This is a genomic window from Butyricimonas synergistica DSM 23225 (genome assembly GCF_000379665.1).
In the GTDB taxonomy this organism is placed as follows: Bacteria; Bacteroidota; Bacteroidia; order Bacteroidales; family Marinifilaceae; genus Butyricimonas; species Butyricimonas synergistica.
The window spans coordinates 670,052-683,439 of sequence record NZ_KB903360.1 but is presented as its reverse complement, the minus strand read 5'-3'; the positions used below and the strand labels follow the sequence as shown (position 1 = coordinate 683,439).

Genomic DNA, 13,388 nt, shown 5'->3' with positions numbered 1-13,388 from the left:
GCTACAATATATTTTCAAAAATAACGCACTTTTACGCGGGATAGTCCGAACCTAACCCTCTAAATTATTTAACTTTTAGTATCTTCTCTATAATTTTTGGATTTCCCGTATCCCGTCACGGGTTATCATTAAACGAAAACGCCGGTACTCGACATTCCCCTCGTGCTGGAGTTGAATCAAAAAATTGACGTAATAGATTTTCTCCCCCTTGATCGAGGCGTGGTCTGCCTCCCCTTCCGGGACATACAATTCATAAGCAGGTTCGTCCATCTTCCGGGCAAAACTCCCCAGGTCGAAACGAATAATCTCGTTTATCCCCGCAATGTCATACTGCCCATACTCGTCCAGAATCTCCGCGTTTAACTGCACCCATTTCCGGTACAGGATGATCCGCTCGCTCGAGTTCCGGTTGTCTGCCGCCAACAAGTCGGTACGTGCCCGCCGGCTGATGATCTCCTCCGGCACTTTATTTTCCGAGATAAAGTCCACGCCGTCCTTGATCTGCCCGACAACCTTGTCGCCCATGCTGACTTTTATTTTCCGGTCAAAATAATTCTTTCCCAAACGGTGTGCAAAGTAGAATCGCATCAATTCTTTGATGCGGTCTTTCAGCATATAACTCACGACTAAAGCCACGAACAAAGGCATCGTAAAGTTACCGTATTTTTTCTGGAAGGAGAAAGCGATTACCGTGGCAAATATCATCGACAACCCGGCAGCTATACTATAATATATTTGTTCAACCAGTACCCCGTCCCGTTTCTTGGATGCTTTCAAGAAAAGATCGCTCTCCGCATATTTTTTCAGAATACCCCGCCGATAGATCACGGCTCGATTCTGATCTTTACTGTCCTTTTCCGCCACGAGATAGCCGTTTTTCTGCTTGTAGCCGATTTCCCCGTGTATCAACTCCAACAATCTTTTCTTTTCCAGCTTGTAGCATTTTGGATCGAACTCCTTCAACCCGTCCAACAAGCGGAAAGTATGAAACTCTATCAGATTCGAGAGATACTCATCCCCGAAAGAAAAATAGTTCGCCGCCTCTTTAGGCAGCCCCGTGACATTAATGATTTTTTTTAATTCCCGGTAACGCCGGGCTATAACCCGAACACAAGTCACGTAATGCTCCACCTGAAGCTCCCGTTCGCTCCTCTCTACCTCGTGATGAATTGCCTCGTTCACCTTCCCCCGCAAGGCACTTTTAAATATGGAGGTAAACATCTTGATCTGGTACTCGTAAGTTTCGAGCGCTTCCTTCGTGCGTTCTTCCACGAGATGCAGGAAAGCATCCTCCAAAAACACGAAAGGCGTCCACTCCCCCTCGGCAATTTCTTCCAACGAGTAAATCGGAGTTATCAACCGCACGTTGGAACGCACATCTTTGTAGAAATCATCTTTCGAGTAAGTCGACGCACTAATACCAAGACTATGTGGCACGAAAAACCACGTGTTCATCCTGAACTCGTTCTCCTTCCGGTTGCGATCCACCACGTACCCCACCTTCATCTCCACAGAGTACTTATCATGCAGCTTTACTTGAATATCAATCATAACGAATCTACATCCTAAAATCGTTATGCAATGTACGCATATTTTTCAGAATAGAAAAACAAAAAAGAACGCTTTAAAAGCGTTCTTTTTATTGTTTGGTCGAGATGACTGGACTTGAACCAGCGGCCTCCACGTCCCGAACGTGGCGCGCTACCAACTGCGCTACATCTCGTTTCCGTTTTGCGAGGGCAAAGATAATAAAAGTATCAATTATAATCACTATATTTGTGGAAATTTTTTATTGAATAATTTTTTTTCTTGCTATGGACTCGATAAGACAAAATAAAGTAGGGCGTTTAATACAACGGGATTTAAGCGAAATGTTTCAAAAAGAGTGTAAAGAATACACCGGAGGTGCGATGCTTTCCGTTACAGCAGTGAGAGTTAGCGCAGATATGTCATATGCCCGGGTGTACTTGAGCATATTCCCGTCCAAGCTCTCGGGGAAGGTGCTGGAACTTTTGGATGAAAAGAACAAAAACATCCGTTTTATTCTAGGGAAAAAGATCGGAAAACAAACCCGTATCATCCCGGAATTGCGATTTTTCGTGGATGATAGCCTGGATTACATCGACAAGATTGATTCCTTGTTGAAGCAATAGCCCCGTTCACGATGAACCTGTCGATATTCATTGCCCGGAGGTACCTGTTCTCGAAAAAGAAGCAGAATGCCATAAACATTATTTCCATCATCAGCATGGTGGGAGTCATGATAGGCACGACAGCATTGATTGTCGTGCTTTCCGTGTTCAACGGCATCGACACGTTACTTACAACGGTCACGGACAGTTTCACCCCGGACGTGACCATTTCTCCGGTACAAGGGAAATTTATTACCACGGATTCCGTGTTGCTGGAACAATTGAAAAAGACGCCCGGCATCGCTTCTTTCGACGCCGTCGTGGAAGAAAATTCACTGGTTAAATTCGGGGACAAGCTCGTTCCCGTGGTCGTGAAAGGCGTGGACGAAGATTACGCCCGGCACGTGGGCATCGAACCCACAATCGTCAGCGGGAAATACGCTTTGCAAGAGGGTGACAAACCGACCGTGGTACTCGGGTATGGCATTGCCGCCGCTCTAAAAACCCGTCTTGGTGTACAGAACCCGGTGACCTTCTATTATCCCGATAAAACAGCCTCGTCGGCATCCATGTCAGCGTTGAACAACCAACGGATATACCCGATCGGGATATTCTCGGCACAACAAGATATTGACGGGAAATACGTGATCACGGGTATCGAAACCGCAAGAAAGTTGTTCGGGGTTCCGGGAGAGATATCCAAAATAGAGATCAAACTGCAAAACCCGGACGACCTCGCGTCCTTCAAAGCTACACTCGCCTCCCAAGTCGGAACCGAGTATAAAGTACTCGACAAATACGATCTCAACCGCTCGTTTTACGCCATGATGAAATCGGAAAAGTTGGCGGTATTCCTGATCTTGTTGTTTATTTTATTGATTGCTTCCTTTAATATTGTAGGATCTGTTTCCATGTTGATTATCGACAAAAAAGAAGATATAGGAATCTACCAAGCCCTCGGGATGACAAAAGAAAAAATCATTTCCATCTTCAAACTCGAGGGCAACTTGATCACGGGCATTGGGGCTCTTATCGGGCTGATTGTCGGAACGGTACTCTGCCTGTTGCAAGAATATTACGGATTCATCACCCTCGGGAATGGAAGCTACATCATTAGCGCCTATCCCGTGAAGGTAGTCACTTCGGACATCTTGACCATCATGGTCACGGTGATTGCTATTGGCTTTATCGCCTCGCATTTCCCCGTAAAATTCCTTGTCAACAAAATCGTCAAATCATAAACAACAATATATGTATAAACTTCTGATATTCTCGTTCATTCTCACCCTTTTCACTTTCCCCGGCAAAGGACAGGAAAAAGAGCGCATTGTGCTGATAGAAACTAACATGGGGAATCTTAAGGCTAAATTATACAACGACACGCCGATTCACCGGGATAACTTTATCGAACTGGCAAAATCCGGTCAATATGACGGAACATTATTCTACCGGGTGATTAAAAACTTCATCATACAAGGAGGTTCAGAGGACAGCCGGAATGCCGTCCCCGGACAAGAACTGGGTTACGGCAGAGAAATCACGATAGATGCGGAAATCAAACCGCATCATTATCACAAGAAAGGAGCCCTGGCAGCACCCCGGCAACCGGACGAAACGAATCCGCTCAAGAAATCAGACATCTCGCAGTTCTATTTTACTGTCGGCAGAAAATACCCGCTCCAAGAACTGGAATATATCGAGAAATCGGTTAACTCCCCTATCAAACGAGCGATACAGAATAAATACTATACCCCGGAGAAAAAAGCAATCCTAGATTCCTTGAAAGCCCAGAAGAATGTCCCGGAATTTCGGAAAATAGCCAACAAGATCAAAGAGGACATCGCCCGGGACTGGGACAAGAATACCGACAAACTCTTCATGGACGAAGCGAAAAAACAAGCCTACACGACAGCGGGCGGCGCTCATGACCTGGATGGCGAGTACACGGTGTTTGGAGAACTGATCGAAGGTTTCGACGTGCTCGACAAAATCGCCGCCTTACAGACGGATAAAAAGAACCGTCCGGTAAAAGACGTAAGAATAATCAAAGTAAAAGTAATTGAATAATGATCGCACGCAAATACATTCTATTATCGCGAACACTGATATGGGCAGGAATCATTTTCTTCCTGTGTGCCATTCCGTCGAGCTCCATTCCCGACCCGAAACTCAATATTCCCCACCTGGATAAAGTAGTTCATTTCGGAATGTTCTTTATCATGTCGATCTTTCTGTGCAGCGAATTACGCTACCAAACCAATTTGTCCCCACGGGCTTGCTACCCGATCGCCATCGGGTTCAGTTTCGTGTATGGCGGACTGATCGAAATATTGCAATACTCGTGTTTTCACCGGGGTGCCGAGTGGTGGGATTTGATTGCCGATATACTCGGGGGAGTGGCAGGCTGTTTGCTATACCCCACTGCAAAAAAGTACAAAGACAAACTGATTGCTCGTTTCTGGAAAAAGAATTAATCACGATAGCAAGAATGTGTAAGACTTTTTTATTAACTTTGCCCTCCAAGGATTTCAAATTTTTGAGAAGATGTTAGATAAGATAAAACAACTCCGTGATGAAATAGCAAACTTCCAAGCCACGACGCTGGATGAAGTAGAGCAATTTAGAATCAAGCATTTAAGCAAGAAAGGTTCTATCGCCGCTCTGTTTGATGATTTCAAAAGCGTCCCGGTTGAGCAAAAGAAAGCCGTGGGACAGGAGTTGAACGTGTTGAAAAATACGGCATTAGAGAAAGTAAACGAGTTGAAAGAGATGTTGAGTAACGCGGAAGAAGGGCTCAGCGGGCTGGATATGACCATGCCGGGAGACCCCATGAAACTCGGGACTCGCCACCCTCTGTCTATCGTTAAAAACGAAATCATATCTATCTTCAACAGACTTGGTTTTACCGTGTCCGAAGGACCCGAAATCGAAGACGACTGGCACAATTTCTCTGCATTGAACTTCCCGGAGGAACATCCGGCTCGCGATATGCAGGACACGTTCTTCATCCAGAAGAACCCTGATCTGGTACTCCACACGCACACCTCATCCGTGCAGGTTCGCGACATGGAAACACACCAGCCTCCCATTCGTCTTGTTACCCCAGGACGGGTATTCCGTAACGAGGCTATCTCGGCTCGGGCACACTGTATTTTCCACCAGATCGAGGCACTTTATATCGACGAAAATGTTTCTTTCGCCGACTTGAAACAGACTCTCACTTACTTTGCAAAGGAACTATTCGGGGCTGACACGCAAATTCGTCTGCGTCCCTCGTTTTTCCCGTTCACCGAACCGTCGGCAGAAATGGACGTATCCTGTACGTTATGCCACGGGAAAGGCTGCAACGTGTGCAAAGGCACGGGTTGGTTAGAAATTTTAGGTTGTGGAATGGTTGACCCCAACGTACTCGAACTAAATGGTATAGACAAAGAAAAATATACCGGGTTCGCACTGGGAATGGGAATCGAGCGTATCGCGATGTTGAAATATGGCATCAAAGACATACGCCTTTTCTTCGAGAACGACATCCGCTTCCTTGAACAATTTTCGGCCGCAGGCAAATAATATATAAACACAACACAAGAGAGATGAGGATGCCGTTTATGCGGCTCCTCATTTTTTATTCACTCGAAAACATTTGTTATGAAAAAAAAACTTCTCTTGTTCCTGGTTATCCTTCCCTCTATATTCCCGGGATGTAAGGCTCAATCATCTATATCCCCGGAAGATAAAGCCACTCTCACCCGATTCTTCGAGTACGCCTCGGAAAAGGGATTATACAAATTTCCCTTGAACGAACGGATTGTAGCTATCGGGCAATTCTTTATCAATACGCCATACAAGGGAGGCACGTTGGAAATCAACCCGAAAGAACAACTTGTCGTAAACCTACAGGAACTCGATTGCGTGACTTTCGTGGATAATGTACTTGCATTAGCTTTGTTGGAAAAATACGATCCACAACAAACAGAAACATTCTTGAAAAACTTACAAAGAATACGTTATCGAAACGGTGAAATCACCGACTACACGGCACGCCTTCATTACTCTACCGATTGGTTATATGAAATGAGCCAAGCAGATATGCTGAAAGATGTTACCCGGGAGAACGAAGGCATACCTTTCCCTAATAAAGTTGGTTTCATTTCCCGTAATTGGCAAAAATATCCTGTATTAAAACAGGATTCCACCCTTGTCGAAAAGATCGTCCGCATTGAAAACAATATCAATAACCGGAAATATTACTATATACCCAAAGATCAAGTTTCCTCCGCAACCGGACAAATCCAACCGGGAGACATTATCCTTATCACAACGGATAAAAAGGGACTGGATACCGCTCATGTGGGAATAGCTATCGAACAAGAAGGACAAATTCATCTGCTCCACGCCTCTCTTTCCGCCCGAAAAGTGGTCATCACGGAAAACACTTTACCAGAATATTTGCAGGGCATTCGCTCCCATTCAGGCATAATAATTGCACGTCCTGTCAATTTTAAATGAAATTAACATCCTTAAGAAGCGCTAATACGTATATTTGGTCAAATTATTGTTATGAAATTTGATATATATCGTGGAATTTGAATATAAACCTAAAATCGAAAGAATATGAGAAAAGTATTTATCGGAACACTCGTCGTGTTAACCTTCGCGATACTGAACGGATGCGGGAGCCGGAAAATTGCCCGTTTAGACCCGAGCGAAACTATTGATTTGAGTGGACGCTGGAACGATAGCGATTCACGCCTCGTGTCAGAAGAAATGATCGGGGACTTATTGACCTCTGCCTGGATTCCCCGCTATTTAAAAGCGAACGAAAAACGCCCGGTAATCGTGGTCGGGCTAGTGGAGAACAAGAGCCATGAACACATTAATTCTGAAACTTTTATCAAGGATGTCGAGAAAGCTGTCATCCGTGATGGAAATATCCGTTTGGTCGTAGCAGGAGAGAAACGTAACGAACTACGAAAAGAACGTGCAGAACAACAGGATTACGCTTCCCCCGAAACCACCAAGAAATGGGGTAAGGAACTAGGAGCAGACTTTATCCTGCAAGGTACAATCAACAGCATCGTGGATTCGTACAAGAAACAAAAAGTAGTCACCTACCAAATTGATTTGCAACTTACTAACATCGAAACGAATGAAGTTGTCTGGATGGGGGACAAGAAAATAAAGAAACAAATCACGGATAAAGTATTCTAATTAGTTTGTAAAGCTTATAAGGTTCATAAAGTTTATAAAGTAATCCAACGCTACATGATACACGTTCATCATTCATATTTTAGCAGAAATGCCGCAAGGATTCACAAGCTTTATGAACCTTACAAACTCTTCGGGTTCATTATCGTTCTCTTCCTCTTTTCCGGATGTGCCACCTGGTACCAACGTACCGCCGAATTTCAATCAGCCGTGACTGCCGGGAATTTTGAAAAAGCAAACAAACTACTGGATAAAGACAAAAAACAAGCTACCGGGAAAAACCGGATTCTCTACTATCTCAACAAAGGATACGTGGAATTCATGCTGGGACACCCCCAAAATAGCAACCAGTATTTTGAAACTGCCGAGAATCTAATTGATGAGCAACATCGCAATCTCGGTTCGGAAGCAGTCGCCTTAATCACGAACCCGGAAGCACGTCCGTATCACCCGGAAGATTTCGAGGTAATCATGATCAATTTTTATAAAGCATTGAATTACCTTGACTTGAACGACATGGAAGGGGCTTTGGTGGAAGTCAGGAAAATAAACATCAAACTGTATCAACTGAATGACAAATATCCCGACCACAAGAACCGCTATCAACGGGACGCTTTCGCCCATTTACTGATGGGATTGATCTACGATGCCTCCGGGGACGCCAACAACGCATTCATTGCATATCGTAACGCTTACGAGGTCTACCAATCCGATTACACGAAAAACTTCGGAGTGCAAGCCCCGGAACAATTGAAACAAGATCTGATGCGTTCCGCCTATAACTGCGGATTCACGGCAGAATTAAAGCAATATGAGAAAGAATTTAACACTACTTACAAGCACACCCCACCCCCGGCAAACGGGCAACTTGTTTTCTTCTGGCTAAACGGAATGGGGCCCGTGAAAGCGGAATGGAGCATCAATTTCGCCAAACAAAAAAGAGGCGACGGGGCAATCGTCTTCCACAATGACGAATTCGGATTTGCATTCCCCTTCTTTTTTGATTCCCGTTACTCGGATGCCGAACGACAAAGCATTGCCAACCTACAAATGCTGAGAGTCGCTTTCCCAAAGTACATGGAACGTCCGCCCTTGTATGCCAACGGCTCGCTCGTGCTCGACGCAAAAACCTATCCCCTGGAAATTGCAGAGAACATCAACGAGATTGCTCTCAAGACTTTGCGAGATCGCATGGTGCGTGAATTTTCTACTTCCCTCTTGCGTGTAGCCGCCAAAAAAGGAATCGAGTACACCGCCCGAAAACAAAACGAATGGCTCGGGTTCGCCGTCGGCATTGCCAATTCCCTGACAGAAAAAGCAGATACCCGCAACTGGCAAACACTCCCCTATTCCATTTCTTACACTCGTGTCCCTCTCAATGCCGGAATAAACAACATTCCCCTGCAATTTACCACTCGCAACGGTTCCCGCAACACGGATCAAATCTCCATCGAAGGCGGTGGCAGGAAAACCCGCTTTCACGTGTTCCAAACGATGGACTCCCGCCAATTCTAACCTTGTCCACGCACCCCTGTTCCAAAAGTACAAAACATTTTTCCCCCTTTTAAATCCTTCCGTGTTCATTCCGCACACGAGGTCTATCCTTATTTCTCAACATGAATAAAACCGCCCCCTGTCGGCTTTAACTCGGCTATAAGTCTACTTTATTCCATCTCCTCACCCTAAAACAGCAGAAATATACCCTGATGCGCAGGACAAAGCCACAAATTTACTTTTTGTCCTGCACGCAAAACAAATGCCTAAAGATTTTCACAATTTTACCATCTGCAATCCCATCGGACACTTCATCAACTCGAAAAAAGGAACCTGCGACAAGATTAAAACCACCCCGGAAGAAGCCCGCCCCGCGTAATTTTGATTAATATCATCTCTCGTTACAAAACCTTCCTTCAATATCTTATTTACCGCATACTTAAAAATCTCAATCTTAATTTTTCCTATTTTCCCATTAGACGTAATTCTTTTCACTTCACCCCAATCTACTTCAAGTATTTGATTTTCGTTCCCATTTTCCCGCTTCAACGTTTTGCCTGCCAAAGGAATAATATATTTACTCCAAATCGTATCAAAATCAAGTCCTTGTGAATTAACATCTACATCCCTCTGTCGTGAAACAGATTCATTTCCCTTCCCGTCCAAATAAATAATATCAATTTCCAATTTTCGTGCAACCATTACAGCATCATCCATCACATCACCACTTGTCACCATTATCGCCCTCGTGCAATCAAAATATTCTTTTGTACCGCATAACTCCATCACCATTTGTCGATTGATCTTTCTCGTTCCCCCTCCATAATTTTTTACTTGAATAGCAATTTTTTCATTACTCTTCCGTGCAAAAATATCTACTCCCCAATCTCCCGTTTCCGGAGTTATTTCAATTTCATATCCTTGTTGGCGAAAATAATCGCCAACAAACAATTCGTATTCTCTCGGTTTCATTAATCTCTCAAATTAGCAAAAGGTCGTTTACCAGAATATTCTTTTTTAAATGATTGTATCAATTCTCGTTCCATTTCTTCCGGATCCTCTACCGGTTTCCAACATATTAACAAATCACCGGCATTCTCTATTTGCCAAATGTATCGACCTCCCCAATGACCAACATTTTCCCCTTGCCCAAACTTCAAGTACTGCGACAAACGCCTATACAAGGTTGCCAAGGATGTTTTTCCTCCCGCCTTTCCAATATAAATCACGGGAGTATCAACAACCCAATTCTCTCGTAATTCACGTAATGAAACATTCGGATTTTTCCCCTTGAACAATCCCCCGCACCCCTTCTCCAAGAAAATCGGCATCCCGTCATTCACGTACAACACGAGATAAACACCTTTCTCTTTCGAGATACAAGAAGCATCTCTCCATAACTCGTTTATTGACACGAAACCAATAAACCCTTCTTTTTTTAATTCTTCGATAGATTTAAATTTCATAACTCATAACCTTTTCCTCGTTCAATTTCAAAAAAACTTACTTCATTATTAACCTACATTACAATAAAGATAAAGAATAAATGAACATAAAAATGAATATTCCAATAAAAAAAGCAAGAAGAATTTTATTAGCCATCTTTTCCTTATTATCCAAATTCGCCGTATCAATTGCTTTATAAAGTCTTATAACTTTTTTCGAACAAGCACTACCTTCTCCATATGCACTCAAGTAAATAACTTTACAATTCGCATTACCAAAAAAGATTCTAACAGATTGATTTCCTTGTAAAGGAATTTCTCCTAATTCAGAACATGTAACTTTAATTGCATTCTTTACATCCCAATATAACATGATTTGTTCTTTATCTTCAATTAATTCTTTGGGTGTATGAAAATGTAATATTTTAGGGTTGCTTATATCTGCTTGCTTTAAACATATCTTGGAATACGTAGTATACTCGTGCTTACTAGCTACTAATTCAAACACACAGCATCCATTCGTAAATTTATTTATTCTAATATTTTTACTTCCTGCTAAAGATTGTCTTCCCAAGTTTTTGATATAAACATTTTCTGCATATAAAACTTCCCAAGATAATGTAATTATGTCACCAACATGCACTTCATCTCTAGAAGATGTAAAGTACATAATTTGAGGTTCCTCTAAATCCATGTAATCAGAATAGTCTTGCTCATCATCTTCTGAATGTGATTTCTGATTCAATAGAATTTCATATGCTTCTTGAATTTCTTGAAATCTTTCTTTAAAAAATTCGTCATTTTGATGCAAATCCGGATGAAATTTCTTAGCATACTTTTTATACGCTTGCTTTATTTCATCTTGTGTAGCTCCTTTTTCTAACCCTAATATTTGCCAATAATTTTTCATAGATTATCTACTTTTCTATCCTTAAGAAATAACAATATTTACCAAGAATAACTACCGATTACATTCAAAAAGTTAAAATCACGTTGAGATCAATCAAATATTAAGGCTATAATCCCAGAAATCAATATCAAAAATACAATTAAAGCAAAACATCCATTTAGCGCATTCTGCACTTTTTGCTTCTTACATTCAATCTCTTCCGGAGTCATTGTCATGGCTTTAAACTCCAAACCTTTTAGGATAAGCCCACCAATTACTACCCCAATAATAATCAATATTACAATCATTTTTATTAATTTCAAATTAAAAAATCACTTCTTATTCTCCCTGAAAAAAGAATAAAAATTATTTCTAACGCCTTTGAAATGACTTTCATTATTGCACGGTATATAAAATCAATCGACCAGCTTTCGTGATTTTATAAATAGGTCCTAATTCATCACAAAAAGTTAATGACCCATCTTCTCTAAGTAAAATGTATTCTCTCATTTCGTCATTATAAACAAATTTCTTCATCCCTCGCCACATTGAATATTTCAAAGACTGTATTCTAAAATCGCCATAAACATCTGTCTTTTTCATTTTATAGACCGTACCTTCTTTATAGATTTCTATCCAAAATACACCACCACCAACACTCGCCATATAAGTATCTTTCCATTTACCTAAACTTACTCTAGTCGACTTTATAACTTTCTTCTCTTCTACTTCTTTTACAATTTTAGCTGAAACTTTTTCTATTTTCTTCTTTTCCTCGAATCGTTCTTTCAATTTTTTCTCTGCTTCTTTATTCCCTTGTGATGTAGCTTTTTGATACCATTTTTTAGCCATCTCAAAATTTCGTTCTGCATAATAAATATCCCCAACCACAACTTGTGCATCCCTATCCCCCCGTAAAGCTACTCTCTCAATTAAATTGAAACCTCTCTTTTTATTAAGCATCGTACCTTGGCTATTGTATAACAAACATCCTAATACAAATTCCCCTTCTCGATATCCACCTAAAACTGATTTATTTATCCAAAAATAAGCCTGATTACTATCACGCTTCACCATTTTCCCTTCAAAATAACAACTTCCAAGTGTAAATTGCGCTACCGGATATCCTTGTTTCGCCGATTGAATACAATATTCTATAGCTTGATTTGAATCTCTCAGCACCCCACATCCCTCCATATAGCACAAACTCAAATAATACTTTGCAATAGAATCATTCAACGACGCCGCTTCCCGCCAACATTCCAAAGCTCTTAATGTATCTTGCTTAAGAAAAAGAGTATCTCCCTGTTTACGCCATTCAACACGACTTTTCACATTACTATTTATTGCACTTTTGTTAGTTCCTCCACACCCGAAACAAACAATCAACAAAATCACGATCAATAATCTCATATTAATTCATCATTTAACTGTACTTACTCCTTCCAAAACAATAAATTCATTACAAATTTCGTAATCACTTTCATTTGTTTTTATTAACAAATGCTTTTATTATCAAACCTATTATCACCAAAGAAAGAAAACCTATTATAGATAAAGGCAAAATACTTTTAGATCGTCGATAAGAATCATAGAGTTTCTCATATTTTTCTACTAATGCCAAATATTTTATCTTTTCTTGATTTTCGACACGTTCTTTGTAATACCTTTCAAGATTATCTTTAGGTTCCCACTCAGGGAAAAGATCCTCCACATATTCTTTTGCAAAAAACAAATCTTTCGGATTAACTCCCTGTTTTACATATTCTTCTACTTTTTCTGAAGTACTTAAATCAACGATTGCGACCTCATCCAAATTCCTTTTTACTTTTTTCTTTCTCTGATAAGTTCTCTCCCCACCACGTATTTTCCTAACATTCTGTGTATCATTAAAAATAATTGAAATTCCATTCCAATTATCCCAAATAACAAAATCTTCAGGTTCATAACCTTCATTAAACAAATTCATTACCGACTTTCTAATGGATACTTGTCTTTCAGTACTAATATCTTCAAATCTTGTTAATTCTATTTTTGGAACACCTGAATCACAACATGATAACATCCAAAAACTAAATACAAAAAATATCCCTGCTCGCAAAATATTGTGATATATACATCTTTTAATTTTCTCCGTAATCTCAGCCGCCGTCATCGGGTGATTTTCATCTTTCAAAACTTTCTCGATAGCTTCATGTAACTTCATACTTTATCTATTTTAAT

At 41.1% G+C, this 13,388-nt stretch carries 15 protein-coding genes and 1 tRNA gene; 8 read left to right on the top strand and 8 right to left on the bottom strand.

Annotation, left to right across the window (positions count from 1 at the left end):
* Window positions 1-87: 87 nt before the first annotated feature.
* Window positions 88-1,551 (bottom strand): hypothetical protein, encoded by a 1,464-nt coding sequence (locus tag A3CY_RS0111220; protein ID WP_018338020.1) that lies wholly within the window; start codon window positions 1,549-1,551, stop codon window positions 88-90.
* A 96-nt stretch (window positions 1,552-1,647) separates the two neighbouring features.
* Window positions 1,648-1,723, bottom strand: a tRNA-Pro gene (locus A3CY_RS0111215).
* 91 nt (window positions 1,724-1,814) lie between these two features.
* On the opposite strand from A3CY_RS0111215, the gene rbfA reads away from it, so the two are divergent.
* From rbfA to A3CY_RS0111175, 8 genes are all read left to right on the top strand, one after another.
* Complete coding sequence (gene rbfA, locus A3CY_RS0111210) at window positions 1,815-2,153, top strand: 30S ribosome-binding factor RbfA (RefSeq protein WP_018338019.1); 339 nt, start codon at window positions 1,815-1,817, stop codon at window positions 2,151-2,153.
* Between the two features lie 11 nt (window positions 2,154-2,164).
* Window positions 2,165-3,373 carry an ABC transporter permease gene (locus A3CY_RS0111205; protein ID WP_018338018.1) on the top strand — a complete coding sequence of 403 codons (1,209 nt, stop codon included), beginning with the start codon at window positions 2,165-2,167 and terminating at the stop codon, window positions 3,371-3,373.
* A gap of 10 nt (window positions 3,374-3,383) precedes the next feature.
* Window positions 3,384-4,199, top strand: a complete 816-nt coding sequence (locus A3CY_RS0111200) for a peptidylprolyl isomerase (RefSeq protein WP_018338017.1) — start codon at window positions 3,384-3,386, stop codon at window positions 4,197-4,199.
* Window positions 4,199-4,606 (top strand): VanZ family protein, encoded by a 408-nt coding sequence (locus tag A3CY_RS0111195; RefSeq protein ID WP_018338016.1) that lies wholly within the window; start codon window positions 4,199-4,201, stop codon window positions 4,604-4,606. Before A3CY_RS0111200 ends, A3CY_RS0111195 begins: the two co-directional genes overlap by 1 nt.
* A 70-nt stretch (window positions 4,607-4,676) precedes the next feature.
* Window positions 4,677-5,699 carry a phenylalanine--tRNA ligase subunit alpha gene (gene pheS, locus A3CY_RS0111190; protein ID WP_018338015.1) on the top strand — a complete coding sequence of 341 codons (1,023 nt, stop codon included), beginning with the start codon at window positions 4,677-4,679 and terminating at the stop codon, window positions 5,697-5,699.
* A 78-nt stretch (window positions 5,700-5,777) separates the two neighbouring features.
* The gene (locus tag A3CY_RS0111185; RefSeq protein ID WP_018338014.1) at window positions 5,778-6,638 is read left to right on the top strand and encodes an N-acetylmuramoyl-L-alanine amidase-like domain-containing protein; all 861 of its coding nucleotides are present in this window, start codon (window positions 5,778-5,780) and stop codon (window positions 6,636-6,638) included.
* Window positions 6,639-6,743: 105 nt separating this feature from the next.
* Window positions 6,744-7,340, top strand: coding sequence for a penicillin-binding protein activator LpoB (locus tag A3CY_RS0111180; protein ID WP_018338013.1), 597 nt, complete (start codon window positions 6,744-6,746; stop codon window positions 7,338-7,340).
* Between the two features lie 54 nt (window positions 7,341-7,394).
* Window positions 7,395-8,852, top strand: coding sequence for a COG3014 family protein (locus A3CY_RS0111175; RefSeq protein WP_018338012.1), 1,458 nt, complete (start codon window positions 7,395-7,397; stop codon window positions 8,850-8,852).
* Between the two features lie 255 nt (window positions 8,853-9,107).
* On the opposite strand, the gene A3CY_RS0111170 is transcribed toward A3CY_RS0111175, so the two are convergent.
* The 6 genes from A3CY_RS0111170 to A3CY_RS0111145 all read right to left on the bottom strand — a co-directional run bounded on the left by A3CY_RS0111170 (window position 9,108) and on the right by A3CY_RS0111145 (window position 13,371).
* The gene (locus tag A3CY_RS0111170; protein ID WP_018338011.1) at window positions 9,108-9,803 is read right to left on the bottom strand and encodes a restriction endonuclease; all 696 of its coding nucleotides are present in this window, start codon (window positions 9,801-9,803) and stop codon (window positions 9,108-9,110) included.
* Window positions 9,803-10,297 (bottom strand): hypothetical protein, encoded by a 495-nt coding sequence (locus A3CY_RS0111165; protein ID WP_018338010.1) that lies wholly within the window; start codon window positions 10,295-10,297, stop codon window positions 9,803-9,805. Before A3CY_RS0111165 ends, A3CY_RS0111170 begins: the two co-directional genes overlap by 1 nt.
* Before the next feature lie 58 nt (window positions 10,298-10,355).
* Complete coding sequence (locus A3CY_RS22085; protein WP_018338009.1) at window positions 10,356-11,186, bottom strand: J domain-containing protein; 831 nt, start codon at window positions 11,184-11,186, stop codon at window positions 10,356-10,358.
* An 89-nt stretch (window positions 11,187-11,275) separates the two neighbouring features.
* A complete protein-coding gene (locus A3CY_RS0111155) occupies window positions 11,276-11,473 on the bottom strand; it encodes a hypothetical protein (RefSeq protein WP_018338008.1) in 198 nt (65 codons plus the stop codon).
* An 88-nt stretch (window positions 11,474-11,561) separates the two neighbouring features.
* A complete protein-coding gene (locus tag A3CY_RS0111150; protein ID WP_018338007.1) occupies window positions 11,562-12,578 on the bottom strand; it encodes a tetratricopeptide repeat protein in 1,017 nt (338 codons plus the stop codon).
* A gap of 70 nt (window positions 12,579-12,648) precedes the next feature.
* Complete coding sequence (locus tag A3CY_RS0111145; protein WP_018338006.1) at window positions 12,649-13,371, bottom strand: hypothetical protein; 723 nt, start codon at window positions 13,369-13,371, stop codon at window positions 12,649-12,651.
* Between the last annotated feature and the right edge of the window lie 17 nt (window positions 13,372-13,388).

What these genes read in the sequence shown, in the direction of transcription:
- A3CY_RS0111220 (WP_018338020.1), bottom strand. Translation starts at nt 1,551, where the DNA reads ATGATTGATATTCAAGTAAAGCTGCATGATAAGTACTCTGTGGAGATG.
- rbfA (WP_018338019.1), top strand. Translation starts at nt 1,815, where the DNA reads ATGGACTCGATAAGACAAAATAAAGTAGGGCGTTTAATACAACGGGAT.
- A3CY_RS0111205 (WP_018338018.1), top strand. Translation starts at nt 2,165, where the DNA reads ATGAACCTGTCGATATTCATTGCCCGGAGGTACCTGTTCTCGAAAAAG.
- A3CY_RS0111200 (WP_018338017.1), top strand. Translation starts at nt 3,384, where the DNA reads ATGTATAAACTTCTGATATTCTCGTTCATTCTCACCCTTTTCACTTTC.
- A3CY_RS0111195 (WP_018338016.1), top strand. Translation starts at nt 4,199, where the DNA reads ATGATCGCACGCAAATACATTCTATTATCGCGAACACTGATATGGGCA.
- pheS (WP_018338015.1), top strand. Translation starts at nt 4,677, where the DNA reads ATGTTAGATAAGATAAAACAACTCCGTGATGAAATAGCAAACTTCCAA.
- A3CY_RS0111185 (WP_018338014.1), top strand. Translation starts at nt 5,778, where the DNA reads ATGAAAAAAAAACTTCTCTTGTTCCTGGTTATCCTTCCCTCTATATTC.
- A3CY_RS0111180 (WP_018338013.1), top strand. Translation starts at nt 6,744, where the DNA reads ATGAGAAAAGTATTTATCGGAACACTCGTCGTGTTAACCTTCGCGATA.
- A3CY_RS0111175 (WP_018338012.1), top strand. Translation starts at nt 7,395, where the DNA reads ATGATACACGTTCATCATTCATATTTTAGCAGAAATGCCGCAAGGATT.
- A3CY_RS0111170 (WP_018338011.1), bottom strand. Translation starts at nt 9,803, where the DNA reads ATGAAACCGAGAGAATACGAATTGTTTGTTGGCGATTATTTTCGCCAA.
- A3CY_RS0111165 (WP_018338010.1), bottom strand. Translation starts at nt 10,297, where the DNA reads ATGAAATTTAAATCTATCGAAGAATTAAAAAAAGAAGGGTTTATTGGT.
- A3CY_RS22085 (WP_018338009.1), bottom strand. Translation starts at nt 11,186, where the DNA reads ATGAAAAATTATTGGCAAATATTAGGGTTAGAAAAAGGAGCTACACAA.
- A3CY_RS0111155 (WP_018338008.1), bottom strand. Translation starts at nt 11,473, where the DNA reads ATGATTGTAATATTGATTATTATTGGGGTAGTAATTGGTGGGCTTATC.
- A3CY_RS0111150 (WP_018338007.1), bottom strand. Translation starts at nt 12,578, where the DNA reads ATGAGATTATTGATCGTGATTTTGTTGATTGTTTGTTTCGGGTGTGGA.
- A3CY_RS0111145 (WP_018338006.1), bottom strand. Translation starts at nt 13,371, where the DNA reads ATGAAGTTACATGAAGCTATCGAGAAAGTTTTGAAAGATGAAAATCAC.